The 24,234-nt window shown below is 62.8% G+C and carries 22 protein-coding genes; 10 read left to right on the top strand and 12 right to left on the bottom strand.

All coding sequences use genetic code 11. From position 1 onward, the window contains the following. The 3 genes from AC13GF_RS14550 to AC13GF_RS14540 are packed head-to-tail and all read left to right on the top strand — an operon-like array spanning position 1 to position 3,601. Positions 1-690, top strand: a complete 690-nt coding sequence (locus AC13GF_RS14550; protein ID WP_255253414.1) for a YjbF family lipoprotein — start codon at positions 1-3, stop codon at positions 688-690. Beyond that, the gene (locus tag AC13GF_RS14545) at positions 687-1,460 is read left to right on the top strand and encodes a capsule biosynthesis GfcC family protein (RefSeq protein WP_483005076.1); all 774 of its coding nucleotides are present in this window, start codon (positions 687-689) and stop codon (positions 1,458-1,460) included. Before AC13GF_RS14550 ends, AC13GF_RS14545 begins: the two co-directional genes overlap by 4 nt. Then, complete coding sequence (locus AC13GF_RS14540) at positions 1,460-3,601, top strand: YjbH domain-containing protein (protein ID WP_483005075.1); 2,142 nt, start codon at positions 1,460-1,462, stop codon at positions 3,599-3,601. Before AC13GF_RS14545 ends, AC13GF_RS14540 begins: the two co-directional genes overlap by 1 nt. A 45-nt stretch (positions 3,602-3,646) precedes the next feature. On the opposite strand, the gene AC13GF_RS14535 is transcribed toward AC13GF_RS14540, so the two are convergent. The 12 genes from AC13GF_RS14535 to AC13GF_RS14480 form a co-directional block, all read right to left on the bottom strand. Next, positions 3,647-4,753 (bottom strand): KpsF/GutQ family sugar-phosphate isomerase, encoded by a 1,107-nt coding sequence (locus AC13GF_RS14535; RefSeq protein WP_483005074.1) that lies wholly within the window; start codon positions 4,751-4,753, stop codon positions 3,647-3,649. Next, positions 4,668-5,219 carry a KdsC family phosphatase gene (locus AC13GF_RS14530; protein WP_483005073.1) on the bottom strand — a complete coding sequence of 184 codons (552 nt, stop codon included), beginning with the start codon at positions 5,217-5,219 and terminating at the stop codon, positions 4,668-4,670. The genes AC13GF_RS14535 and AC13GF_RS14530 overlap by 86 nt, the downstream gene beginning before the upstream one ends. Before the next feature lies 1 nt (position 5,220). Next, the gene (kdsA, locus tag AC13GF_RS14525; RefSeq protein WP_054172891.1) at positions 5,221-6,066 is read right to left on the bottom strand and encodes a 3-deoxy-8-phosphooctulonate synthase; all 846 of its coding nucleotides are present in this window, start codon (positions 6,064-6,066) and stop codon (positions 5,221-5,223) included. Further along, complete coding sequence (locus tag AC13GF_RS14520) at positions 6,063-6,647, bottom strand: acyltransferase (RefSeq protein ID WP_483005072.1); 585 nt, start codon at positions 6,645-6,647, stop codon at positions 6,063-6,065. The genes kdsA and AC13GF_RS14520 overlap by 4 nt, the downstream gene beginning before the upstream one ends. Before the next feature lie 74 nt (positions 6,648-6,721). Next, positions 6,722-7,783 carry an EpsG family protein gene (locus AC13GF_RS14515; RefSeq protein ID WP_483005071.1) on the bottom strand — a complete coding sequence of 354 codons (1,062 nt, stop codon included), beginning with the start codon at positions 7,781-7,783 and terminating at the stop codon, positions 6,722-6,724. A gap of 30 nt (positions 7,784-7,813) precedes the next feature. Then, positions 7,814-9,133, bottom strand: coding sequence for a lipopolysaccharide biosynthesis protein (locus tag AC13GF_RS14510; RefSeq protein ID WP_483005070.1), 1,320 nt, complete (start codon positions 9,131-9,133; stop codon positions 7,814-7,816). Beyond that, positions 9,130-10,476, bottom strand: a complete 1,347-nt coding sequence (locus AC13GF_RS14505; protein ID WP_483005069.1) for a capsular polysaccharide export protein, LipB/KpsS family — start codon at positions 10,474-10,476, stop codon at positions 9,130-9,132. Before AC13GF_RS14505 ends, AC13GF_RS14510 begins: the two co-directional genes overlap by 4 nt. 69 nt (positions 10,477-10,545) lie before the next feature. Then, the gene (locus AC13GF_RS14500) at positions 10,546-11,547 is read right to left on the bottom strand and encodes a WaaS/CpsH family glycosyltransferase (RefSeq protein WP_483005068.1); all 1,002 of its coding nucleotides are present in this window, start codon (positions 11,545-11,547) and stop codon (positions 10,546-10,548) included. A gap of 29 nt (positions 11,548-11,576) precedes the next feature. After that, on the bottom strand, positions 11,577-12,710 hold the full coding sequence (locus AC13GF_RS14495; RefSeq protein WP_483005067.1) for an NAD-dependent epimerase/dehydratase family protein: 1,134 nt from the start codon (positions 12,708-12,710) through the stop codon (positions 11,577-11,579). Positions 12,711-12,816: 106 nt separating this feature from the next. Next, on the bottom strand, positions 12,817-15,027 hold the full coding sequence (locus tag AC13GF_RS14490) for a polysaccharide biosynthesis tyrosine autokinase (RefSeq protein WP_483005066.1): 2,211 nt from the start codon (positions 15,025-15,027) through the stop codon (positions 12,817-12,819). 58 nt (positions 15,028-15,085) lie between these two features. Continuing rightward, positions 15,086-15,520 carry a low molecular weight protein-tyrosine-phosphatase gene (locus AC13GF_RS14485; RefSeq protein WP_483005065.1) on the bottom strand — a complete coding sequence of 145 codons (435 nt, stop codon included), beginning with the start codon at positions 15,518-15,520 and terminating at the stop codon, positions 15,086-15,088. Positions 15,521-15,673: 153 nt separating this feature from the next. After that, positions 15,674-17,131: an undecaprenyl-phosphate glucose phosphotransferase gene (locus tag AC13GF_RS14480; RefSeq protein ID WP_483005064.1), complete on the bottom strand. Its 1,458-nt coding sequence runs from the start codon at positions 17,129-17,131 to the stop codon at positions 15,674-15,676. A 441-nt stretch (positions 17,132-17,572) separates the two neighbouring features. Between AC13GF_RS14480 and amaB the strand changes: the two genes are divergently transcribed. The 7 genes from amaB to AC13GF_RS14445 all read left to right on the top strand — a co-directional run bounded on the left by amaB (position 17,573) and on the right by AC13GF_RS14445 (position 24,160). Beyond that, the gene (gene amaB / locus AC13GF_RS14475; RefSeq protein WP_125437565.1) at positions 17,573-19,105 is read left to right on the top strand and encodes an L-piperidine-6-carboxylate dehydrogenase; all 1,533 of its coding nucleotides are present in this window, start codon (positions 17,573-17,575) and stop codon (positions 19,103-19,105) included. After that, positions 19,105-19,908 carry an SDR family NAD(P)-dependent oxidoreductase gene (locus AC13GF_RS14470; RefSeq protein WP_483005063.1) on the top strand — a complete coding sequence of 268 codons (804 nt, stop codon included), beginning with the start codon at positions 19,105-19,107 and terminating at the stop codon, positions 19,906-19,908. The genes amaB and AC13GF_RS14470 overlap by 1 nt, the downstream gene beginning before the upstream one ends. 137 nt (positions 19,909-20,045) lie before the next feature. Then, positions 20,046-20,330: a DUF4190 domain-containing protein gene (locus AC13GF_RS14465; RefSeq protein WP_049445846.1), complete on the top strand. Its 285-nt coding sequence runs from the start codon at positions 20,046-20,048 to the stop codon at positions 20,328-20,330. Between the two features lie 4 nt (positions 20,331-20,334). Further along, complete coding sequence (locus AC13GF_RS14460; protein ID WP_483005062.1) at positions 20,335-21,105, top strand: class I SAM-dependent methyltransferase; 771 nt, start codon at positions 20,335-20,337, stop codon at positions 21,103-21,105. A 9-nt stretch (positions 21,106-21,114) separates the two neighbouring features. Continuing rightward, complete coding sequence (locus AC13GF_RS14455; protein ID WP_483005061.1) at positions 21,115-22,170, top strand: quinone-dependent dihydroorotate dehydrogenase; 1,056 nt, start codon at positions 21,115-21,117, stop codon at positions 22,168-22,170. Between the two features lie 8 nt (positions 22,171-22,178). Then, positions 22,179-23,240, top strand: a complete 1,062-nt coding sequence (gene murB / locus AC13GF_RS14450; protein ID WP_483005060.1) for a UDP-N-acetylmuramate dehydrogenase — start codon at positions 22,179-22,181, stop codon at positions 23,238-23,240. A gap of 32 nt (positions 23,241-23,272) precedes the next feature. Then, positions 23,273-24,160, top strand: coding sequence for a DMT family transporter (locus AC13GF_RS14445; protein ID WP_295556954.1), 888 nt, complete (start codon positions 23,273-23,275; stop codon positions 24,158-24,160). Positions 24,161-24,234 lie beyond the last annotated feature (74 nt).

Raw genomic sequence — 24,234 nt, 5'->3', positions numbered from 1 at the left:
ATGAGCAGGAACGCTCTCTCCCGCCTCGTGCTCCGGAGTTTCCGCCTGGGCCTGCTGGCTACCGTCATCGCGGTCTCCGCAGCCGGCTGCGGTGTTGTCGGTCGCAGCAGCGTCAAGGCAGTGCAACTGGCCGTGCAGGGTAAGCCGGATGTGCAGCCCAGCGCCGAGGACGTTGCACGCAACCGCTATCCGCAGATCAAGGTCAACGGACCTGCTGGCGGCGCAGTGCTGGTGCTTGGCGCAGTGGATGGTGGCCGCCAGGCCTGGTATAGCAGCGAACGCAGCATCGTGTTCCTGCGCAATGGCCTGATCGAAGCGACCCACGGCGGTACTCCCGAGCTGCAACAGATGCGGATCATTGGGCCGAACCCGCTGCTCGACCTGCGCAAGGTGAAGGATGGCGACGTCGTGCAACGACGTTACGACCTCATGCCGGACTATCGCTTCGACATGAAGGTGACCGGCACCCTGCACCCGCTGGGCACGGAGAGCGTTGAGATCCTGGGCCGGACGCGCGAACTGCTGCACGTGCGCGAGGAGCTGCGGGGTGACGGCTGGAAGCAGCAGAACCACTACTGGGCGGACCCGTCCAGCGGCTTCATATGGAAAAGCCGCCAGGCCATCGCGCCGGATGCCCATCTGGAAATCATCCAGCTCAAACCCTATTCGCCGGACCTGCAACCCCGATGAAGCCGCAACTGATCGTGATGGCCCTTGGCGCTGTACTCGCCAGCACGGGCCAAGCGGCCTCTCCCATCCAGGTGGAAGCCTTCGGAAACGTTCGCTCGCCGGGACCCCATACCCTGGCAAACGATGCCCGGCTCAGCGCCGCAGCCCTTGCCGCCGCACCGGACGAGCATGCCTACATGGCGGGCGCCGCGCTGCTTCGCACGAACAGCCTCGAAGCGCAGGCACGCCTGAAAGCGGGGCTGCTGTTCGACCTGGAAACACTGGCAGCTCTTGAGGACGCGCCAGAGATCGCCGACGCAGCGTCCCGGATGGCCCGCGAGTTCGGCGCACTTCCCATTACCGGGCGCGAACCGCAACTGCTCGAGCCGCGCTCCCTGGAAGCCGATCGCCCGCAGGATCGGCCGGCCCGCGCAGGCGATCGACTGATCTACCCGTCGCGGCCAGAGACAGTGACCATCGTGGGCGCCGTCCCCCATTCGTGCTCGTTGCCGCACGCTGCAATGCAGGATGCGCGGAGCTACCGCAACCAATGCGAGCTGCTGCCCGCAGCCAGTCCGGACGACCTGTATGTGATCCAGCCCGATGGCCGGGTCACGAAGATCGGCATTGCGCTGTGGAACCGTAGCGCACGGACAACGCTGGCGCCCGGAGCGGTGATCTACGTTCCCATCGCGGGATCTGCCGTCCGGTCCGCCACCCCCGATATCAACGATGAAGCCGCGCGCTTCCTCGCCACCCAGGTGCTGGACGCGCCGGGAGTTCCAGATTGATGTGCCGTAATCATTTGCCGCTGGCTCGCGCCGGCGCCGCCCTGTTGAGCCTCAGCATCAGCGCAGCCCTGTACGCCCAGGAAGCTCCCGCCCCCACCGCCAGCGACTGGGGCGGCATCGGCCTGCTGCAGACCCCTTCCGCGCGCATGAGCGAAGAAGGCGAGCTCAGCCTTACCGCAAGTCACACCTCGCCGTACAGCCGGTACACGGTGGTGATGCAGCCCCTGCCGTGGGTGGAAGGTTCCTTCCGTTACATTTCGGTTGCCAATCGCCGTTATGGCTCACAGTGGCTCAGCGGCAACCAGAACTACAAGGACAAGTCGATCGACCTCAAGCTGCGCCTGTGGCAGGAAGGACGCTGGCTTCCGGAAGTGTCCGTCGGCGCGCGCGATCTTGGCGGCACGGGGTTGTTTTCAAGCGAGTACGTCGTTGCCAGCAAGCGCTTCGGCGCGTTCGACGCAAGCCTCGGCGTGGCAACCGGCTATATCGGCAACCGTGGCGACCTGGACAATCCACTGGGCGCGATCGACGACCGCTTCAAGGAACGCCCCGGTGTCAATACGCCGGGCGACTTCAATACCAGCGCGATGTTCCGCGGACGGCTGGGCGTATTTGGCGGCGTCAGCTACCAGACCCCCTGGGACCGCCTGCAGCTGAAGCTCGAGTACGACGGCAACGATTATCGCAACGAGCCGCAGCGCAATAACCAGAAGCAGTCCTCGCCCATCAATCTGGGCGCCGTTTTTGCGGTGAACGACAACGTGTTGCTGCACCTGGGCTGGGAGCGCGGGAACACCGCCATGGTCGGCATCACGCTGCGATCCAACCTGGCCCAGGCCAAGCCCATGACCAAGCTCATGGACCCGCCCCCGATTGCCCGCAACCCTGCAGCGCAGGGCGAGCCGCAGACGGTCGCTACAACCCCGGCGACAGCAGCCACCGACTGGTCATCCATTGCCCGGGAGCTGGAGGAGAACGCCGGCCTGCGGGTGAAGCGCATTGATCGAAGCGGCCAGGAGCTGATCGTCAGTGCCGAGCAGCGCCGCTTCATCTACCCGGCACAGGGCATTGGTCGTGCGGCACGCATTCTTGATCCGCAGACGCCTCCCGATGTCAGCTGGTGGACATTGCGCAACGTTCGCCTGGGCCTCCCGGTTGTCGAGACCAGCCTCGAACGCAAGACGTTCAACCAGTACCTGGACGACCGCACGGACCTGGCGACCGTCAGCCGCCATGTCGAAATGAACGCCCCGTATGCAAGGCGCTCGGAAACGCTGTACGAAGCCCCGCTGAAGCGCTTCGACGGTGCGTTCAATGTCGGCTACCGGCAGAGTGTGGGCGGCCCCGACGGTTTCATCCTGTTCCAGGTAGCTGGGATGTACGGCGCGACCTTCCGCTTCAACGAAAACCTCTGGCTGAGCGGCACGGCCAGCTACAACGCCTATAACAACTACGACAAATTCAAGTACGACGCCCCCAGCCGGCTTCCGCGCGTGCGTACCTATGTGCGCCAGTACCTCACCACCTCGGACTTCACCCTGCCCAACCTGCAGCTGACCGGCACGAAGCAGCTCGGCCGTGACCTGTACGGCATGGCCTATGCCGGCATGCTGGAGTACATGTATGGCGGAGTCGGCGGCGAAGTCCTCTATCGCCCGATGGACGAACGCTGGGCGCTGGGCGCCGAGCTGAACTGGGTCAAGCAGCGCGATTTCGACCAGCGCTTCAGCTTCCGCGACTACAGCGTGACCACGGGCCATGCCACGCTCTATTACCTGTGGGGTGACCAGCGGCGCCTGATCAGCGCGGTCAGCGCAGGTCGATACCTGGCCAAGGACTGGGGTGCAACCGTGTCGGTTGCACGCATGTTCGACAATGGCGTAACCATGGGCGCCTACGCCACCAAGACCGACGTTTCATCCAAGGACTTCGGCGAAGGCAGCTTCGACAAGGGCATTTACTTCTCGGTGCCTTTCGACTTCATGCTGCCGCGCTCGACCCGTGCCCGCGCCGATTTCATGTGGAACCCGTTGTACCGGGACGGTGGCGCGCGCCTCTCGCACTCCCACAGCCTTTACCAGCTGACATCCGAGCGCGACTCGGAGTTTTTCTACCGAAACTTCGACGCCATTGCGAAGTGATACCGGCACAGAACGAAGGCGCCCTGCAAGGGCGCCTTCCTCTATCTACTTCTTGAACACACCGGCCAGCACGTCGCCGTCGAACACCAGCAACGACGAGATCCGCCGCCGCTCCATCAGCACCAGCGCATCCTCAACCCGCGTCCCTACGCTCACCTGGGCTGGTGAGGCGGTCATCAGCTCGGCCGCGGACTTGTCAAACACCTCGCGACCATGACGCTCGAGCGCACGGCGAACGTCGCCATCGGTGATGATCGCGTAGCTGGTGCCGGCCCGTACGATCGCCAGGCCGAGGCTGGAGCGGGTAATGGCCCGCAATACGTCCATCATCGTTGCGGCTGCGTCCACCACCGGCAGATCGCCAGCAACCATCTCGTGCTCCACGCGCGACAGCAGGCGCCGCCCCAGCGAGCCACCCGGGTGGAAGCGCGCGAAATTCTCCGGCTGGAAGCCTCGAGCCTCCATCAGTGCAACGGCAAGCGCATCGCCCATCGCCAGCGTTGCCGTGGTCGATGCAGTGGGTGCCAATGCAAGCGGGCAGGCTTCCTGCGAAACACCCGCATCCAAGTGGCAATCCGCGGCCTGGGCCAACGTGGACGTCGCACGACCGGTGATCGCCACGAGGAAATTGCCGTTGTCCTTCAGGAAGGGCAGCAGCTTCACCACCTCTTCGGTTTCGCCGGAGTAGGAGATCGCCACGAATACATCAGTGGCGGTGACCATGCCCAGATCACCATGGAACGCTTCACCCGGGTGCATGAAAAAGCTGGGAGTACCCGTGCTGGCCAACGTCGCGGCGATCTTGCGCCCGATGATTCCTGACTTGCCCATGCCGCAGATGATGACCCGGCCCTGCGAACCCAGCACCTGTTCCACGGCCTGGGTGAACTGCCCATCGAGCCTGCCGGCGAGCGCGGCGACAGCCGATGCCTCGATCTGCAGGACGCGCTTGGCCGATGCAATGTGATCGACGACTGATACGACGGAGGACATACCTTGTTTCCTTCTGATGATAATTCGTAGCGCACCTGCGTGCGCTGCGCTTACCCGCGCAACCCTGCGCCGGCTACTGCACCGCTCCAGCGGCGCTCCATCCTGCAATGAGGGGCGCGTATGCTGCCGGCAGATCCACGCCGCCTTCGGCAAGAACACGCTCGGCCACCTCGCGTCCGACGCCACGTCCGCCCTGTGCGCCTGCAATCACGTCAGCGGCTGCCAACACCAGCGGATGCGCGTCGGAAGGCGCATAGAAGCGCCCTACCCGCCCCGCCAATGGCAGGTCTACGACGTCGTCCCCCACATAGGCGATCTCGGCCTCATTGATTCCAAGATCCCTGCAGATGGCGGCCAACGCATCGAGCTTTTCGAGGCGACCGGTCACCGCCACATCCATGCCGAGTTGTTGGATCCGGAAGTCCAGGGAGGGGCTCGCCTTGCCCGACAGCACGCCACACCGGATGCCATGCACACGCAGCAATGCGACGGCCAGGCCATCGCGGACGTTGAACGTCTTGAACTGCTCGCCCTTGCCATCGATGTGCAGGCCACCATCAGTCAGTACGCCGTCCACGTCGAACAGGACCAGCTTGATCGGCCCCCGGTACTTCGCCGATTCCATGTCAGGCGATGTCGAGCTTCGGGAACGACTTGACCAGATCATCGACCGCCTTGATCTGTGCCAGGAACGGCTCAAGTGCGCTCAACGGCAACGCGCTCGGGCCATCGCAACGCGCGTTGTCCGGATCCGGATGCGCCTCCAGGAACAGCCCTGCCAGGCCAACCGCCATACCTGCGCGCGCAAGTTCCACTACCTGGCGGCGGCGGCCACCGGAGGCCTCACTGCCCGAGTCGCGGCGCTGCAGACTGTGGGTCACATCGAAGATGGCCGGGAGGCCACCGGTGGCCTCGATCATCTCGCGGAAGCCCAGCATGTCCACGACCAGATTGTCGTAGCCGAACTGCGCGCCACGCTCGCACAGGATGATCCGCTCATTGCCGGCCTCACGGATCTTGCTGGCGATGTTCTTCATCTGCGACGGGCTGAGGAACTGCGGCTTCTTGATGTTGATCGCCCGGCCAGTACGCGCAATGGCAGTGACCAGATCGGTCTGGCGCGCCAGGAACGCAGGAATCTGCAGCACGTCGACCACTTCGGCCACGGGAGCCGCCTGCTCCACTTCATGGACGTCGGTAATCACCGGCACGCCGAAGCGGCGCTTCACTTCCTGGAAGATGCGAATACCTTCTTCCAGGCCAACGCCACGGAAGGACTTGATCGACGAGCGATTGGCCTTGTCGAACGAAGCCTTGAAGACGTAGGGAATACCGAGCTTGCCGGTGACCTCGACGTACTTCTCCGCCGCAAACAGCGTGGAGTCGAGGTCCTCAAGGACGTTCAGGCCGCCGAACAGGACGAAGGGGAGGTCGTTGCCGACGGCAACAGCGTCATTGATGGAAACGTTCATGAATTGATCTCGTTTGAATGATTTGAAACAAGCCGCTGCCAAGTACCGTCTTCAGGGGAATATCGCTTCACTACCCGAGCGGGCGCGCCCACGATCATGCTGTAGTCCGGGAAGTCCCCCCTCACGACAGAATTGGCCCCGACCACACAACCGCAGCCGAGAGTCGTTCCTGCCTGAATACGGGCGCCGATACCAATGAAGCAATTGTCGCCAATTTTGGTCGAGGAAATCCTGTCAGGCTGATCGAAGACAGGGACGTCGATCAGATCGAAGGTGTGGTCTGTATCAGTGACAAACACATCGCCCGAGATCAGGCAACCGCTGCCGATAAGCAGTTTTGAGCCCGCTATGACATGAAAGTTCTGTCCAATCGATACATTATCAGCGATAAACAGCGCACCCTCGCCATGACATTCAGCACGCAACCCGGGAAAAATGCGCACCCGCTTACCGACATGTATCCGCCCAGGACGCAACAGAAATGTTGGAGGCCCAATGTAGCTTGGCCATCCAAACCGCCCGAAGACGAGCTTGTAGATGACAGCCCTCGCCGCCCATAAAATTCTGTACAGATTATGCATGGTGCCCCCATACGCCTCTCAGGCCATTCCTGCCGCACCCCATGATTGACGTCGATGCACGCATAAGAAACCCGTCAGATGAACAGATATTCGATAAGGTGATTTCTGTGCTGATATGCACCCTCCCCCCATACAGCGACGACGAAGTACAGATTGACAGCTCCAACAATAAACAGGGGCAGGAATACGGCAAACTTTACTCTCCGAGAGCAGCCATACATCCACACGGACACCGCCGGCAGGAACAGATAGATGAATCGCATGAAAATGCTCATGTACGCAGACGCGAACATGGCAATGGCCGCCAGCAACAGTACTGGCATGTACTTTCTGTAATCACCCAATTTCCATGCAAAACCAGCTGCAAGCAACGACAAACCAAAGATCACGAATGCGAAGGACTTACCACTTCCTTGTTCATACCAGCCGGACTGCGCCGCTCCACCCGTGTAATAAACAATCTTTCCCGTCAGATAATTTGTGTACGCACTGAAATATGCAAGAGCCGCAACTGCGACAATAGAGATTGAAACGAAAACACCAATCCTCTTCCACGCAAGAGGCGCAAGAAAAAGAACCGCAGAAATATGAAACTGGCTTGCCAAAATAACAAGAAGCGCAAACTTCTTGTTGTTTTGCGGATAGAATCGATCATAGGCCAGCGCGCAGATCAGACCTGCAGTCAACTGCCTGATCGTGTTCAACGGAAGACCCGGAAAGAGCATCAACGGAATGAGCGCCAAAAGCATTCGCTCAGTCCGCCAGCGACAAAGCACGCAGAAGAGAAATAGATTGAGGGCACTGTACATGCCGTAGAAGTACTTGAAATCGTACCCGGCAGCACGGGCCAGAGCAGCAAGAAGCTCATAGCCAATCTCAAATCCACTGCCCAGCTGATAGTAATTCTCGTACATGGAATAGTCATTTCCATCGTACTTGAACACGTACAAACCAACCAGCAACAGGACGACGCAGCACCTCAGGAAAAGGCGCATACCGCCACCATGGCCATTTACAGGCTTCGCGACAATGTCAGAAGAAAATCGCACTTCCAGACCTCCGACACCAAAATAGCGATAAACAGCGTAGAACGAGATGCGGCGAAAACCACGGCCGGTGGCGGCACAGCAGGCCACCCCCACTTCCGGATCTGCACGATGCAGACCTCAACACAACGAGCCTAGGCACACGCGCTTGCCTCCCAGCAACCAGACCGCAAGTAGGCCGTAGAAGCTCACCGCCACGGCAAGTGCATAAGGGTTCGTAAGCAGGACGCGGTCCGCAAAGAACACATAGGCGGCAAGCACTAGGCGCAGAACCAGATAGAAGAGCCCACCGAGGAACGCGAACAGCACCAGATTATCAGCCGTAGCAGCAAACCACTTCATCCAAACAAACAGCCCCATCAATGACATCGCCAGGACAAGGGTGATCCTGGCGCGCCCATTGATCTGCATGTACTCAAGCACCGGCCCACATACGCTGGAAAGGGCCAATCCGGCAGAAAGAATCAGAACTGCGGCGGGGAAGTCTGGGCCCGCCACCCCCAGCATCATTGGAATGAACGGAGAAATTACCGCGATTCCAGCCAGCGCCGCGCAGGAAAGCAGCAAGGTCCTGATCTGCAACCACCGAACTCTCCGCTGCCGTTCGGAATCGTCGCTCAGCGCGAGCAGCAACGGCTCGGACGTCTTGGACATGGCCATTGCCGGGAACATGGCAGTCAACGCAAGCATGTACACAAGGTCATACTCTCCAGCGGTCTCCACGCCCATTACCGCATTGATGATCAGCACATCGACGCGATCAACTGCCGCCAGGAGCGCGACTGGCAACCCGATCACCAGCATTTCGCTAATCACTGATCTGCCTCGGGCAACCGGTATCGCTGGATCAGCCCCCCCCTTCAAAGCTACCCGAAGGTACTTCCACAGTTGCAACAGCGAAGTCCCCTGCGCGACGAACATCGCCGCAGAGGCCGAAACAGCAGTGGGATGCAACCAGGCGAATGCAATAAGAAGCGGTGCACGTAGAAGCCGCTGATGGAAATTCAGGTGGATCTGGGCCCGTGCGGGGGAGCCCACGTGCCTCCATATCGTGTTGGCCAGGTTGTAGCAGATGGTCAACGGAACAAGCAGCACACCCAGGGCGAAGACAGGGAACCCTACTGTTCCCGCGAAGGCGTAGTGGGCGAGCAGCGGGTAGGCGAGGAGAAGGACAGCGGCGCCGGCCATGGCAATCGTCATGACCATTCGTACAGTCCTGGCCACACCTGCCGAGTCTCCCTTCTGTATCAGGCGGCTGATCAATCGTTCGCCCCCCAATGCCAGGAACGGGATCATCAGTGTCGAGAAGTTGGCGCCCACCCGGAACTCACCAAACTCCGCGGGGCTGATCAATCGGGTCAGCCACAGCGTCGCCCCCAGCATCAGCGCATTGCCGAGCAGATTCGATGCCACTCCCCAGTAGATTCCTTTGGCCGTCATTCCTTCGTCACCAGAACGGCAGGACTTGGCGCAGCGTCAGACGACGTCGTCTCGGGCTTCACAACCATTTCCGCGATTACCGCGGGTGCGCGAAGGTCGGCATCGAGCCAATGCCCCTCGATCAGATAGCGTGCCTTTGCTTCTGCAAAGATCGCTTGGGGATTGCGCCCGCCAATAAGCTCCGAGACAGTCTTTCCCTGTATGGAATCAATGGCTTCTACAAGCCCCCCCTCTCCATCCAACCGCACGATACCCGGAAGATGATCGTAGAACGCGCTCCCCAACAGGATAGAGGGAATATTGGCCATGTAGGCGTCAAAACCGGTCATCGAGTTGACCGTCACCACCACCGCCGCTCGCGACAGATCGTCCTTCAGCTCGGCGCTCGAAAGCGCCACCTCCGGAGTCGATGAGATGAAGTCATACAGTTCTGCACTGTACTTGCGCCGATACAGTGGATGCTCCCGGACAAGAACACGCCCGCCGAGCTGGCGAACAGCGCGAACCACCAACTCGACGAACTGCGCATCACCAAGACCAAGCGGGTTGTGGTGAATATTGTTCGCATCATCCGGAACCTGCAGTGCCACCAGGACTTGTGTAGCGCTGGAGGCTCCCGCGTTCGCCACCGGCTGCACACAGGCGGCGTAGCGCTGCTCTGGATATCGCGGCATCGGCAGTGTTTCCCACTCCACGGGCAAACGCGATACCGCGCTCATGCCGCGGGATAGCATGTGGTCAATGCCCCTGAATACCCGATTGCGCTTGAAGCGGGTTCGCTTCTGCGGAGCCTCGGCGGAGTAGTTTTCCCCCGTCAGCGCCTCCACTTCCTGGCGGAAAGAGCAGTTGGCGTTGACCCCCACCGGGTCGAGGATCGTCGTCCCACCCGGTCCCTGCTCGAAGTGGAACTTCGGAACATCGGGCCAGTCACGGGCCAGGCAGAACGATAGCGCCTCGCAGGCAATCCGGGTGTCACCTGACATGATGACGCGGTCCGGACGGAATTCACGAAGGATCTCCGATACCGCGTTGACATACTTCGCCGCGCGTTCGCGCACGCGCAGGTCAGCCCCTTTGCCCGCCCCCGAAAGGATGTACGAGTGATACGCGCCGATGCGATCCAGTTCGGCGACGTCGACCGAAGCGACTGCCGACGAGGCTTTTGTCGCCTCCCAGGGAAGCAGACGGACCGACTTCCGCTCAAGCGCCAGATAGAGGTAGGCGCTCGGAAACAACGCGAGGTGGAGGAACTCAGCCTCACCGTCCCGCAATCTGACTTCATCTTCAATGGCGGAGAAGAAGCGGGCGAACGTATCGTAGTAGACGACGGTGAGGTACTTCATGCTCGATAGCTTGTATTGGGAAAGCCTACATACGAAGGGCCGACATGACAGGCCTTTGGCCTGGCCCGGTTAGTTTCCAAGAACGCGCAGCACCCAGTTCCTGGCAGATAGTCCGACGCGAACCGATTCGTCGTGGGGGACGCCTTCGCGCTGAAGGAACTCCCTGGCCACTTTCGGCTCACGCCGGTCGATCAGATACATACCCTTCTGGGAGTAGACCTCGTAGTTGACGATATCCTCATTCGTCGTCACCAGCAGGCGCTGGGCGCCGATTGCCTCAATCGTCCGCATCGTCAGGCCCAGCTGACCGGGCCTGTTCACGTCAATCACAGCACGGCTCTCGGCGATGCGATCAACCACTTCGGGAAGCGGCATGCCCTTGAAATCAACGTACTTCCTGGCGAACCGGCGGAAGCCCGTATCGAACAGGGAACGCAACCTGAAGAGCATGCGGGAAGGGTAATAGCAGTAGACGAACACCCTCATTCCATCCTTCTCGAGCTGTTCGATGATCTGCTCAAGCACCTTGTAACGGTCTGTATGGATGGTGCCGATGAAGCATGCGTCGTACGTGAAGCCACCGGTCCAGTTGGCTGCACGCTCGAACTCTCTGCCATAGAACAACGGGAGGAACTGCATCTGCGGATTGGCATCGACGTCTGCGCGGTCAAAGGACAGCACCGCATCGAACTTGCCCAGCACCTTGCGTGCGTTCGGGTTGTAGTGCATCGAATCCCACAGGTACAACACAAACTTTGCACGCGAATGGATGCTGCGAAGCCGGTCGAGGATGCTGCCGGACACGGCCTCTGCGCGGATGATCAGAACAAGATCATAATCGCGGCCGCGGGTCTGCTCGATGATGTCGCCATAGTACCGCTCGATCTTTCTTGCGAGAAAGCGGCGGTCCACACGGATAAGGGCCTTGGTCAGGAAATCCGCGCCCGGCCTGTCGCTGAAGTAATCGACAACGGCCCCCAACTCCTCAAGCTCGCCTTTGATCAGCTTCTCATAGCCGAAGAACATCGGGGCGATGAAGAGCACACGCTTCCCCTTCAGGGATTCGCTCACAACCTGCCCCTCCGATCGCCCATCAATCTTCACTTGAGCAGGCCCTTCGCGCGCATTTCATCCACCGACCGCTGGTAACCGGAGTCTTCAATCTGCTGGGTCAGTACCCATGCGGCAAAGCGCTTCACGCCTTCAGCAAAGGTGACGCGCGGGCGATAGCCAAGAGCAGCCTCAGCGCGGCTGAGATCGGCGAAGTTATGCCGGATGTCACCAATGCGGTAGTTGCCGGAGATGCTGATCTCTCCACCCTTGCCATACGCGTCCTTCAACGCGCTTGCGACGGTGATGACATCGGTCGCTTCGCCGGTGCCCACATTGAAGGCTTGGCCACTGACATCCGCATCGATGGCCGAAACCGTTGCCGCTACCACGTCGTCAATGAAGACGAAATCGCGGGTCTCCTTGCCATCCTCGAAGATGTTGACGCCCTTGCCCTGCAACAGCAGGGTGGAGAAGATCGACAGGATGCCGGTATAGGGGTTCTTCAGTGATTGACCCGGGCCGTAGACGTTCTGATAGCGCAGGGCGATACCCTGAATGCCAATGGCGGCGGCCCCCACCAGCACCAGCTGTTCCTGCACCTGCTTGGTGATGCCGTAGATCGAGCTCGGATGAATGCGGGATTCTTCGTCGGTGGGCAGCGGCTCCACCAGATCGCCCGTCGCCGGATCGCGGCATTCGAAGATGCCCTTCTGCAGGTCCGCGTCGACGCGCGCCCCCGGATAGACCGGGCCGCTGGCACCCTTGTACTTGCCTTCGCCGTAGATCGAGCGCGAAGACGCGACAACGACCCGCTTGACAGACTCGCAGCCCTGCACCTTGTTGCCGATCAGGTCGAGGAACAGCGAAGTACCGCGCACGTTGACATCAACATAGCGGTCAATTTCGTACATGGACTGGCCGGTTCCCGTTTCAGCTGCCAGGTGGACGACAACGTCCTGGCCGGGCAGCACTTTCAGCCAATCCTCGCGCAGGCGCACGTCGCCCTTGACCACCACGGCCTCGGGCGGCAGCGAAGCCAGCAGCGCCGAACCTTCCGGGTTGTCACCGTGGATCTGGGGCGAAAGGTTGTCCAGAACCGTCACCTGGTCGCCACGAGCGACCAGCGCGCGTGCCAGCGCACTACCAATGAACCCCGCACCACCCGTAATCAGTACTTTCATGCATATCTCCGCAGTTTCTTGAAGTGCGTCGCGGTCCCGCGTTCTGCAGCAGCCGTGACTTCCGTGTCAGGCAGAGCACCCGGTGGTGCTCTGCCGCGTTTCCCCGTTACCGGGTCGACTTGTATTCGTAATAGCCGTAGCTGTAATAGCCGGTCGCACGACGCTCGACGGCATTGAAGATCGCCCCCTTCAGCTGCACGTTGTTCTGCTCGAAGCGCTTGCGTGCAAGTGCCAGCTCCTTGGGCTGATTCAGGCCGAAGCGCGCGACCAACAGACAGGTGCCTGCGTGATGGGCGATGATCGCCGCATCGGTGACCGCGAGGATCGGCGGCGTATCGATGATGATGAGATCGAATTGCTTCTCCACCGCTTCCAGCAGCTCCGTAAAGTTGCGGTGCATCAGCAACTCCGAAGGATTCGGCGGCACATCGCCGCGCGAGATGAAGCTGAGGCTGTCGAGGCCCGGCACGGTACGGATGGCGGTTTCCAGTGTCGCTTTGCCGACCAGCACGTCGGACAGGCCCGGCGTCTGGGTCGCGCCCAGCGCCTTGTGCAGCGTACCCTTGCGCATGTCGGCGTCGATGATCAGCACGCGCTGACCCGCCTGCGCGATCACAGCTGCCAGATTGGACGAGACGAATGTCTTGCCCGCGCTCGGACTGGAACCGGAAATCAGAACGATGTTGTTCTTCGCCTCCAGACGCGCAAAGTGCAGGCTGGTCCGCAGGCTGCGCACCGCCTCCACTGCCAGGTCCGCCGGATCCTTCACCGCCAGCAGATGCAGCTTGCCGTCGGCGCGGAACTTGCCGCGCACCGAATCGGACTGCTGACCCGGGCTGATCGGAATCGATGCGTAAACCGGCAGGCCGATTTCTTCGATCTGCGACGGATCCTCTACACCGCGATTCAACAACTGTCGCAGCAGCACCAGGCCAATCGACAGGAACGCACCAAGCAATGTGCCCACCAGCACGATCAAGCCCTTGCGCGGCTTCACCGGATTGGCTGCATCCACTTCGGCAGCATCCACGATCCGCACATTGCCAACCGTGCCGGCACGCGCGACATCCAGCTGCTGCGCCTGATTCAGCATTGCGGTGTACATCTCGTTGCTGACCTGCAGGTCGCGGCTCAGGCGCAGAAGTTCCTGTTGAGCTTCCGGCAGTTGCTTCACCTGCCCTTGGAACCCATTCTTGCGCGCCTCAAGATCCCCGATCTGGCGCATCAGCGCCTGGTATGCCGGGTGATCGCGAGTGAACTTGCGATCCATCTCGGCCTGCTGCAACCGCAGCTGCTGGATGCTGGTTTCAACCGCTACCTCCTGGTCCAGCAGCCCCTTGGTCTGCAGGGTCAGATCCACCGAGTTGGCGCGGGTCTGGTAGGCGCTCAGCGCCTTCTGCGCAGCGTCAACCTGATTGCGCACATTCGGGAGCTGCTCTTTGACGAAGGTCAACTGGGCAGAGGCTTCGGCAGAGTTCCGCTCAACATTCTGCCGGACGTAGGCCTGGGCGACCTGCTGCAGGAAATTCTGCGCGACATCCGGATCCGAGTTCTCGTAAGCCAGCGTCAGGATGCCAGAGTCCTTGCCGGACTCGCTGACCGAGACCTTCTTCTGCAGTTCGTTGACAACAGAAAGGTGGCGCTGACGCACGATCTGGAAGCGCATTCCCGGGTGGGCGCGAATCTCGGCGACCTGCATGGTGACCCCCTTTCCGGAGGCAACCTTGCCCACACTCCCCTTCACCAGCAGGTTCTCGTCTTCATCAAACAGTTCGTAACTGCTGTTGTCACCGACAATCAGGGTCAGCGGCTGCGCAATCAGGCTCCGCGGCACATCCAGCTGGAACACATCCAGCTTCTCGCCACCCCAACCAAACCGGCTCATGCCGAAGCGCACGTCCGCCAGCGTATCCGGCGCAGAACGCTCGGCCTTGCGCGCGAAATAGCCACCGAGAACCGGGAAGCGGTTCGGCTCAACCTCGATATCGAGCCTCATCGCGTTGACCGCACTTCCCACAACAGCTCGGGACGTGATCAGCGCGATCTCTGTGGTCGCCTCGGCCGACCCGGTTCCGATCCCCAGCGATTGGCTGAGATCCGACAGACCCGGAAGACTGGGCACTTTGGATTCCACCTGTACGATCGCATCGGCCCGATAGACCGGCGTTGCCAGCAGCGCATATGCTGCCGCGGCAACCAGGAAGGCTCCGGTAATCCCCGCGATCCACCACTTATGGTCAATCAGCGTTCCAAGCAGCTGCCGCAGGTCGATCTCATCGCTATCGTCCTGTACTGGACTACGGGTGTCGGTGGTCATCTATAAGAACTCTTCGAATCAAGGTTGCGAGCGGTGGGAAAGAGTGATGCGATTCGCACTAGAAGTGCCGCGCCCAACTCTCCACGCCCTCGGCCATCAACTTGTAAACATGCTCGAACGCCGGGCGCTGCTGGCGATAAGGATCAGGAATCTCCCGATCCTGCTGCCACTTGCCCAGCAGGAAGGTCTTGCCGGAAGCCTGGGGGGCGATCTCGGCAATGCGGCGAACGTGCTTTCGCTCCATGGTCAGCACCAGATCGGCTGCGCCCAGGATGGCGTCATCGATCTGGCGGGCACGATGGGCCAGGCCATCCAGCCCCTGCTCTACCAGCAGCTCCTGCGCGGTGGCATCAATACCGTGCCCAACCAGCGCACCAAGGCCAGCCGAAGACACCTGGATGCCTTTGCCAGAGACAGCCTCTCTCAGCATGGCCTCCGCTGAAGGGCTGCGGCAGATATTGCCCACACATACAAAAAGAACGTTCTTGAACACTGATCTGGATCCTGTGGCATTCCTTGCGACGCACGCAACCAGAAACAACCTGGAACGGCAGCAGCCGCACAGCATACCTTACACGCGCATTACAGGTGATGAAATCACCAACAGATTCATGGAATTACGTCGCAGTTCCAGGATACAGCTGCCTTAATAGGCCGACTTCTGCCCCAGCACTTTCAGTGCCGTCAGCACGATGATCCGCACATCCAGCGTCGGGCTCCAGCGCCGGATGTAGTCGATGTCGTACTGGACGCGCTTCTTCATCGAGCGCAGCTCCGGCGTCTCGCCACGCAACCCATGCACCTGCGCCCAGCCCGTGATGCCAGGCTTGACGTAGTGCCGGTGCATGTAGCGCTCGATCACCCGTTCATAGTGATCGTTGTGCTGGATCGCGTGCGGCCGCGGCCCCACCACCGACATGTTACCGCCCAGTACATTGAAGAACTGCGGCAGCTCATCCAGGCTGCTGCGACGTAGGAACGCGCCGAACCGGGTCACTCGCGGATCACCGCGCGTCGCCTGGGTGATCTGCCCGGTACCCTCTGCATGTACGCGCATGGAACGGAACTTGAGCATCCAGAATTCCTTGCCGCCCAGCCCATGACGCTTCTGGCGGAACAGCACAGGGCCCGGCGAACTCAGCTTCACACCGATCGCCAGCAGGGCAAACAGCGGCGCCAGAAGGATCACCGCAATGCCTGCCACAACAATGTCCTCAACCCGCTTGAACAGACGGAAGCGATGATCCACCAGGCCCTGGCGCACGCCAATCATCGGCACGTCACCCACCTGGTGCACGCCGGGATTCAACGCGCCCAGCCCCGTGGTGTCCGGAATCAGGCGTATCGGCACCGGGAATCGCTCGATCTGCTTGAGCATGTCCTTGATTGCAGCCGCATGCCCCATCGGCATGGACACCCAGACCTGGTCGAACTCACCCCGGTGCTGATCCATGTACTTCGGGACATCCTCCAGGACACCCAGCCGCTGCGGGGAGTCCCCACCACGACGGGTGGCAATATCACCGGCACTGGCGAAATAGCCAACCACGTCCTTGCCCAGTTCCGGCTTCCCGCGCAGCAGGCGATGCAGCCTCAGGGCAGGCGCCCGCAGCCCGACCAGCAGGATGCGCTCATGATCCATGCCCCGCGAGCGCAGGCGATGCAACTGCACCCTCAACAGCACGCGCAGGGCCGACATGGCGCCCAACCCGAGGACATACCAGCCAACAAGCCAGGCGGAGGGCACCGCGTCAGCAAGGCCAACCAGCACGACATAGAGGGAAAACAGCGCGAAGGTGCCGGACCAGGCCAGCAGCAACAGCCAGAGGTCCGCCAGAAGGCCCCGGATCCGCCAGTTGCGGTACACCGGCGCTACAGAGAAGCAGACGATGGCGCTGAGAATCACCGCGCCGAACACGATGCGCTGGGAGGAGTCCGGCGCGCCCGTTCCGTTCAGCAGCATGTGGGAGAGCACTGCCATGCCCGGCAAGAGCAGCAGATCGCCCAGGCGCAGTCCCAGCTCAAGGGCGGCCCGGGCCTCGACGCGGCGGCGACCTGTTCGGGCCCGCTCCGCGCGAAGGTCTTCTACTGATCCATGTAGCAAAGCACTTCTCCATTATCGGCCCGACACGACGCCGAAGGATTCGTCGTCACGTGCATGGACTCCCCTTCCAGCACGGCTTCGTCGGGATTTCGTCAATCAAATGTGGAGGCATTGTGAATGAAATCACACACAAAAGATAGGAAAAGCTTGAGGCAGAAGTCGTTACCGTACACCTCGAATGAGTGCTAAGTAATTATAAATATTAGTATTTTTTAATGTATCGCAATGCTTCAGGATGCGTCGATTTGCGTCAAGCCTGAACCGGCCGATGATCGCGCCAACGCCCGGAACGTCAACGTATTGACGATCCCGCACACCGCCCCACCCCGCACCGCACCAAAGCCCAACCACCGCCCTCTGCTACCATCGGCGGTTCTGTTCATCGCGTCCCCCACCTGCCCGCGATGGCGCCAAACAACGTAACGAAACACAGGAGTCTGCATGTCTTCCGAGCTGCTCAAGTCCCTTGGCCTGGACGCGATCAACGCTGGCACGTACCTGGGCAACGGGGAGTGGTCGAGCGCGACCAGCGGTGAGCTGATCACCCCGGTCAACCCGACCACCGGCGAGCCGATCGCGCAGGTCCGCGCAACCACCGAGGCCGAATACGAGACCGTCGTCGCGCGCGCCCAAGAGGCCTTCAAGGTCTGGCGCACCACGCCGGCCCCGCGCCGCGGCGAAGCCGTGCGCCTGTGCGGCGAAGCACTGCGCAAGCACAAGGACGCCCTGGGTTCGCTGGTTGCGCTGGAAATGGGCAAGAGCAAGCCGGAAGGCGATGGCGAAGTGCAGGAGATGATTGACATCGCCGATTTCGCCGTGGGCCAGAGCCGCATGCTGTACGGCTACACCATGCATTCCGAGCGCCCCGGCCACCGCATGTACGAGCAGTACCACCCGCTGGGCCTGGTCGGCATCATCTCGGCCTTCAACTTCCCGGTCGCGGTGTGGAGCTGGAATTCGTTCCTGGCCGCCATCTGTGGCGACGTGTGTATCTGGAAGCCGTCCAACAAGACGCCGCTGACCGCCATCGCCTCGCTGAAGATCTGCAACGACGCCCTGCGCGAAGCCGGCTTCCCGGACATCTTCTTCCTGATCAACGATGCCGGCACGGCACTGTCGGAGAAGATGGTCGATGACCGTCGCGTGCCGCTGATCAGCTTCACCGGCTCGACCCAAGTCGGCCGCACCGTCAACGAGAAGGTCGCACGCCGCCTCGGCCGCTGCCTGCTGGAGCTGGGTGGCAACAACGCCATCATCCTGGACGAAACCGCCGACCTGAAGCTGGCCGTGCCGGGCATCGTGTTCGGCGCGGTCGGTACCGCCGGCCAGCGCTGCACCACCACCCGCCGCCTGATCGTGCACCGCTCGATCTACGCCGACGTGCTGGCCACCCTGGTCAAGGCCTACAAGCAGGTGGAAGGCAAGATCGGCGACCCGACCGATGCCGCCAACCTGATGGGCCCGCTGAACAGCGATGGCGCCGTGCAGCAGTTCCTCAATGCCATCGCCCAGGCCAAGGCGGCCGGCGGCACCATCGAAACCGGTGGCACCCGCATCGACCGCGCAGGCAACTTCGTGCTGCCGGCGATCGTCTCCGGCCTGAAGAACAGCGACGCCGTGGTCCAGCACGAGACCTTCGCGCCGATCCTGTACGTGATGCCGTACGACAGCATCGACGAAGCCATCGACATGCAGAACGGCGTGCCGCAGGGCCTGTCGTCCTCGATCTTCACCCAGAACCTGAAGACCGCCGAGAAGTTCCTGTCGGCCGCCGGCAGCGACTGCGGCATCGCCAACATCAACATCGGCACGTCCGGTGCGGAGATCGGCGGCGCCTTCGGTGGCGAGAAGGACACCGGCGGTGGCCGCGAGTCCGGTTCGGATGCGTGGAAGGTCTACATGCGCCGCCAGACCAACACCATCAACTATTCGGATTCGCTGCCGCTGGCCCAGGGCATCAAGTTCGACCTGTGATGGCAAACGACGCCGAGACGTCTGTGGGTCGGATCCCCGCAGGGGCTCCGACCCTCGACTTCACCGGCCGCCGCGTACTCATCGCCGGTGGCAGCAAAGGCATTGGCCGTGAAATGGCGCTGGCGTTTGCCGGCGCCGGTGCGCAGGTCGCGGTCTGCGCCCGCGGCCAGGCCGGCCTGGATGCCCTGCGTGCCGATGCATTGGTACAGGGTGTCGAGTTGCACACGTTTCCTGCCGATCTGGCCGACCCCGGCCAGATCCAGGCCTGGCTGCAGGCCGCCGCCGATGCACTCGGCGGCATCGATGTGTTGGTCAACAACGCCACCGGCTACGGCATGGCCGACGACGAAGATGGCTGGGCCGCCAGCCTGCAGATCGACCTGATGGCAGCCGTGCGGGCCTCGCGCCTGGCCCTGCCCTGGCTGCGCGCATCCAGCGATGCCTGCATCCTCAATCTCTCTTCGATTGCCGCGCAGCAGCCGCGCCCCGGTGGCGCGCCCTACGCCGCCGCCAAGGCCGCGCTGTCGCACTACACCACCTCGCAGGCGATAGCGCTGGCCAAGGACCGGATCCGGGTCAATGCCATCGCACCGGGCTCGATCGAGTTCGCTGACGGTCTGTGGGACCGCCGCCGCACCGAAGACCCCGCCCTGTACCACGGCACCCTGGCGAAGATCCCATTCGGTCGATTCGGCCACCCGCGCGAGATCGCCGACGCCGCCCTGTTCCTGTGCTCGCCACTGGCGCGCTGGGTCACCGGCAGCGTGCTCAACGTGGATGGCGGCCAGGTGTTGATGGGCTGATACCGCCCCCCGGTAGCTGCCAACCTTGGTTGGCATGTCTTTCGTCGACCAAGGCCGACACCTGCCATCGCATCCGCCGGGCATGGGATTGCCCGGGCAGAGGCACTATCATGTGCACACTGCCAAGGAGGACCCCGATGAGCGTGGCACCCCGACAGACAAGCGCCCTGGCCGTGGTCAGCCTGGTCATGGGCATCGCCAGCTGGACCGTCCTGCCCTTCGTGGCCAGCATCGTGGCCATCATCACCGGCCACATGGCCCGCGCCGAGATCCGCCGCCGCCCGCATGAACTGGAAGGCGATGGCCTGGCCGTCACCGGTCTGGTACTGGGCTGGGTGATGGTCGGCGCCGTGATCGCCGCCATCCTGGTCTTCATCCTGTTCTTCGGTGGCCTGGCGTGGCTGGCGGCGGTGTCGAACTGACGCCATGACCGCCTCCGACAGCACTGAACGCTTCAGCAGCCGCGTCGCCGACTACGTCCGCTACCGGCCCGATTACCCGCCCGCGCTGCTGGACTGGCTGCACGGTCCGATGGGCGTCAGCCACCAGGCGCTGGTGGCCGACATCGGCGCAGGAACCGGCATTTCCAGCCGTCAGTTTCTCGCCAGCGGTCATCCGCTGGTGGCGGTCGAGCCAAATGCCGCCATGCGCGCCGCCGCCGAACACTGGCTGGCACCCCAGTACCCACGCTTCTCCGCCGTCGATGGGCGCGCCGAGGCCACCGGCCTGGACAAAGCCAGCATCGATCTGGTCAGTGTCGCACAGGCCTTCCACTGGTTCGATACCGTGGCGGTGCGCGCCGAGTGGCAGCGCATCCTGCGTCCAGGTGGCCTGGCACTGATCTACTGGAATTCGCGCCTGCTCGATGCCAGCCCGTTCCTGATCGGCTACGAACAGCTGCTGCTGGACTACGGCACCGACTACACCGCCGTAGCCGAGCGCTACCAGGACGATGCCACCATGCAGGCCTGGTTCGGCCCCGGCCTGCGCGGCAGGGTGGAGCTGCCGAACGTGCAGCATCTGGACTTCGATGCCCTGCGCGGGCGCCTGCTGTCCTCCTCCTACGCACCCCAATCAGGTCATCCGCGCCACGCGCCGATGATCGACGCTCTGCGGGACCTGTTCGCCGCCCACGCGGTCGACGGCCAGGTCGCTTTTGAATATCGAACCCGAGCCTTCCTCGGCACGCTGGACTGAAACCTACGCATGTATTCGCTTGCCCGCCCCTTCCTGTTCTCGCTCGACGCCGAGCGCGCCCACGGCCTCGGCTTGTCCGCACTGGACCTGGCCTATCGCACCGGCACCACGCCGTTGCTGGCCGCACGCATCGCGCCGATGCCCAGCACGGTGTTCGGGCTGACCTTCCCCAATCCGGTCGGCCTGGCCGCCGGCCTGGACAAGAATGGCGAGCACATCGATGCATTGTTCGCGCTGGGTTTCGGCTTCGTCGAGATCGGCACCATCACCCCGCGCCCGCAGGCCGGCAATTCGCAGCCGCGCCTGTTCCGCCTGCCGGAACACAACGCGATCATCAACCGCATGGGCTTCAACAATGCGGGCGTGGACGCGCTGGTGCGCAACGTCGAGCGCGCGCGCAACCGCCGTGGCCTGCTCGGCATCAACATCGGCAAGAACAAGGACACCCCCAACGAACAGGCCGTGGACGATTACATCGCCTGCCTGGACAAGGTCTATCCGCTGGCCGACTACATCACCGTCAACATCTCCTCGCCCAACACCGCCGGCCTGCGTGAGCTGCAGGAAGAAACCGCGCTGCGCCAGCTGGTCAGCCAGCTGCGCGACCGCCAGGAAGACCTTGCCGCCCGCCACGGCCGCCGCGTGCCGATGCTGGTGAAGGTGGCGCCGGACCTCAGCGAACGCGACATCGATGCCGCTGCCCGCGTGCTCGGCGAGCTGCAGGTGGACGGCGTGATCGCCACCAACACCACCATCGACCACAGCAAGGTGGCTGGCGATCCGCTGGCCAACGAGGCCGGTGGCCTGTCCGGTGCGCCGGTGCTGGAGCAGTCCACGCTGGTGCTGCGCCGCCTGCGCTCGCGCCTGCCCGAATCGGTGCCGCTGATCGGCGTCGGCGGCATCCTGTCCGGTGCCGACGCGGTAGCCAAGATGGCCGCCGGCGCTGCACTGGTGCAGTGCTACAGCGGCCTGATCTTCCGTGGCCCGGCGCTGGTCTCCGAATGCGTGGAGGCGATCCGTCGTCGCCGCGAAGCGCCGAGCCGCGGCGCGGTGGCCCCACTGTGAGCGCGCCCATGGATACCGTCGACGGCAACGCCCCGCTGCGCTGGACGCTCACCCGCAATGCGCCGCTGCAGGCGCTGAACACCTTCCATGTGCAGGCAAGCGCAGCACAGCTGCTGGAACTGCACGATGCTGCATTGCTGCCGGACGTACTCGCGCTGCCCGACGTGGCCAGCGGCCCGCTGCTGGTACTGGGCAGCGGCAGCAACGTACTGATCGCCGAAGACCTGCCCGGCACCGTGCTGGTGTTCGGCAACCGTGACATCAGCTTCCTGGAACACCGCGCCGACCATGCGGTGATCCGCGCCGGCGCCGGCGTGCCCTGGCATGGCCTGGTGATGTGGTCGCTGCAGGAAGGCCTGTCCGGGCTGGAGAACCTGGCCCTGATCCCCGGCACCGCCGGTGCCGCGCCGATCCAGAACATCGGTGCCTACGGCGCGCAGGTCGGCGAGTTCATCCAGGCCGTTGAAGCCTGGGACTGCGAGGAACAGGCCTGGGTGCGGCTGGACAACGAACAGTGTGGCTTCGCCTACCGCGACAGCGTCTTCAAGCAGCAGCCGGATCGCTACCTGATCACCGCCATCGAGCTCAAGCTGCCGCTGCTGCACGACCTGCGCATGGACTACGCCGGCATCCGCGAGGAGCTGCAGGCGCAGGGCGTGGAGCTACCGAGCGCAGTAGACGTGGCCAACGCGGTGATCGCGATCCGCCGCCGCAAGCTGCCCGACCCGGATGTACTGGGCAACGCCGGCAGCTTCTTCAAGAACCCGGTGCTGCCGCTGGAACAGGTCGACGTGCTGCTGCAGTACTTCCCCGAGCTACCGGTGTTCCCGGCAGACCGCGAGGACAAGCGCAAGGTCTCGGCGGCATGGATGATCGAGTCCTGCGGCTGGAAGGGTTTCCGCGAAGGCGATGCCGGCGTTGCGCCGAGCCACGCGCTGGTGCTGGTCAACCACGGCAATGCCAGCGGCGCTGAATTGCTGGCGCTGGCACGTCGCATCTCGGCCTCCGTGCTGGAGAAGTTCGGCGTGCCAATCGAACCGGAGCCCCGCCTGCTCGGCGCACAGTGGTGAACAGCCCCGCCCTTTCCCCCAGCGCCACCCCGATGCGGGCGGCGCTGCTGATGCTCGGCAGCACGATGGCGTTCGGCCTGATGGCCGTGGCCATCCGTTATGCCACCCGCTACGTGCCGACCCAGGAAGTGGCGTTCTTCCGCAATGCCTTCGGCCTGCTGGCGCTGCTGCCGATGCTGCTGCGCCCCGGCCACGCGCCGCTGAAGACGCAGCAGCTGCCGCGTTATTTCGTACGCAGTGCGATTGGCCTGGGTTCGATGCTGTGCGCATTCTGGGCACTGGGCCACCTGCCGCTTGCGCAGGCGGTTTCGCTCTCGTACTCCACCCCGTTGTTCGTCACCATCGCCGCCGTGCTGTGGTTGGGCGAGACCGTGCGCGTGCGCCGCTGGGCCGCGGTGGTGGTCGGCTTCATCGGCGTGCTGGTGATCGTCCGCCCCGGCACTGCCGGCTTCACGGCTGGCAGCCTGGTCGCTGTCGGTGCGGCCGTGCTCAGTTCGCTGGTGGCGATCCAGATCAAACAGTTGACCCGTATCGACAGCGCAGACACCGTTGTGCTCTACACCTACGTGTTCTGGGTGCCGCTGTCGCTGGTCCCGGCCTTGTTCGTCTGGGTCTGGCCCACCGGCGTGGCGTGGCTGTGGCTGCTGGCCACCGGCGTACTCGGTACCGTCGGCCAGCTGCTGTGGACGCGCGCGCTGCGCCTGGGCGAAGTTTCCGCCCTGACTCCGATCAGCTTCCTGCAGCTGCCGCTGGTGACGCTGTGCGGCTGGCTGCTGTTCAACGAAACAGTGGACCGCTGGACGATCATCGGTGCCGGCATCATCCTCGCCGCCAACGCGTACATCGCCCATCGCGAAGCCGTGCTGTCGCGCCGCGCCGCGAGCGCGGCGGCCTCGGCAGCGGCCAAGCCCGCCGAATGAAAACCGCCTCGATGGACAAACCCCTGGTAGAGTCGGCTGCTAGTCGACTATCGCGCGCAGCGCGGGCTTTGCCT

This window comes from Stenotrophomonas sp. 22LJNL06-5-1, assembly GCF_056861455.1.
The sequence above is the reverse complement of the archived record's forward strand: the minus strand, read 5'-3'. Positions and strand labels throughout refer to the sequence as shown.

Excerpts from the sequence above, each read along its gene's own strand:
- AC13GF_RS14465 (WP_049445846.1), top strand. The coding sequence starts at position 20,046 with ATGAGCGTGGCACCCCGACAGACAAGCGCCCTGGCCGTGGTCAGCCTG.
- AC13GF_RS14530 (WP_483005073.1), bottom strand. The coding sequence starts at position 5,219 with ATGGAATCGGCGAAGTACCGGGGGCCGATCAAGCTGGTCCTGTTCGAC.
- AC13GF_RS14490 (WP_483005066.1), bottom strand. The coding sequence starts at position 15,027 with ATGACCACCGACACCCGTAGTCCAGTACAGGACGATAGCGATGAGATC.
- AC13GF_RS14510 (WP_483005070.1), bottom strand. The coding sequence starts at position 9,133 with ATGACGGCCAAAGGAATCTACTGGGGAGTGGCATCGAATCTGCTCGGC.
- AC13GF_RS14460 (WP_483005062.1), top strand. The coding sequence starts at position 20,335 with ATGACCGCCTCCGACAGCACTGAACGCTTCAGCAGCCGCGTCGCCGAC.
- amaB (WP_125437565.1), top strand. The coding sequence starts at position 17,573 with ATGTCTTCCGAGCTGCTCAAGTCCCTTGGCCTGGACGCGATCAACGCT.
- AC13GF_RS14540 (WP_483005075.1), top strand. The coding sequence starts at position 1,460 with ATGTGCCGTAATCATTTGCCGCTGGCTCGCGCCGGCGCCGCCCTGTTG.
- murB (WP_483005060.1), top strand. The coding sequence starts at position 22,179 with ATGGATACCGTCGACGGCAACGCCCCGCTGCGCTGGACGCTCACCCGC.
- AC13GF_RS14445 (WP_295556954.1), top strand. The coding sequence starts at position 23,273 with ATGCGGGCGGCGCTGCTGATGCTCGGCAGCACGATGGCGTTCGGCCTG.
- AC13GF_RS14550 (WP_255253414.1), top strand. The coding sequence starts at position 1 with ATGAGCAGGAACGCTCTCTCCCGCCTCGTGCTCCGGAGTTTCCGCCTG.
- AC13GF_RS14470 (WP_483005063.1), top strand. The coding sequence starts at position 19,105 with ATGGCAAACGACGCCGAGACGTCTGTGGGTCGGATCCCCGCAGGGGCT.
- AC13GF_RS14505 (WP_483005069.1), bottom strand. The coding sequence starts at position 10,476 with ATGAAGTACCTCACCGTCGTCTACTACGATACGTTCGCCCGCTTCTTC.
- kdsA (WP_054172891.1), bottom strand. The coding sequence starts at position 6,066 with ATGAACGTTTCCATCAATGACGCTGTTGCCGTCGGCAACGACCTCCCC.
- AC13GF_RS14495 (WP_483005067.1), bottom strand. The coding sequence starts at position 12,710 with ATGAAAGTACTGATTACGGGTGGTGCGGGGTTCATTGGTAGTGCGCTG.
- AC13GF_RS14520 (WP_483005072.1), bottom strand. The coding sequence starts at position 6,647 with ATGCATAATCTGTACAGAATTTTATGGGCGGCGAGGGCTGTCATCTAC.
- AC13GF_RS14455 (WP_483005061.1), top strand. The coding sequence starts at position 21,115 with ATGTATTCGCTTGCCCGCCCCTTCCTGTTCTCGCTCGACGCCGAGCGC.
- AC13GF_RS14545 (WP_483005076.1), top strand. The coding sequence starts at position 687 with ATGAAGCCGCAACTGATCGTGATGGCCCTTGGCGCTGTACTCGCCAGC.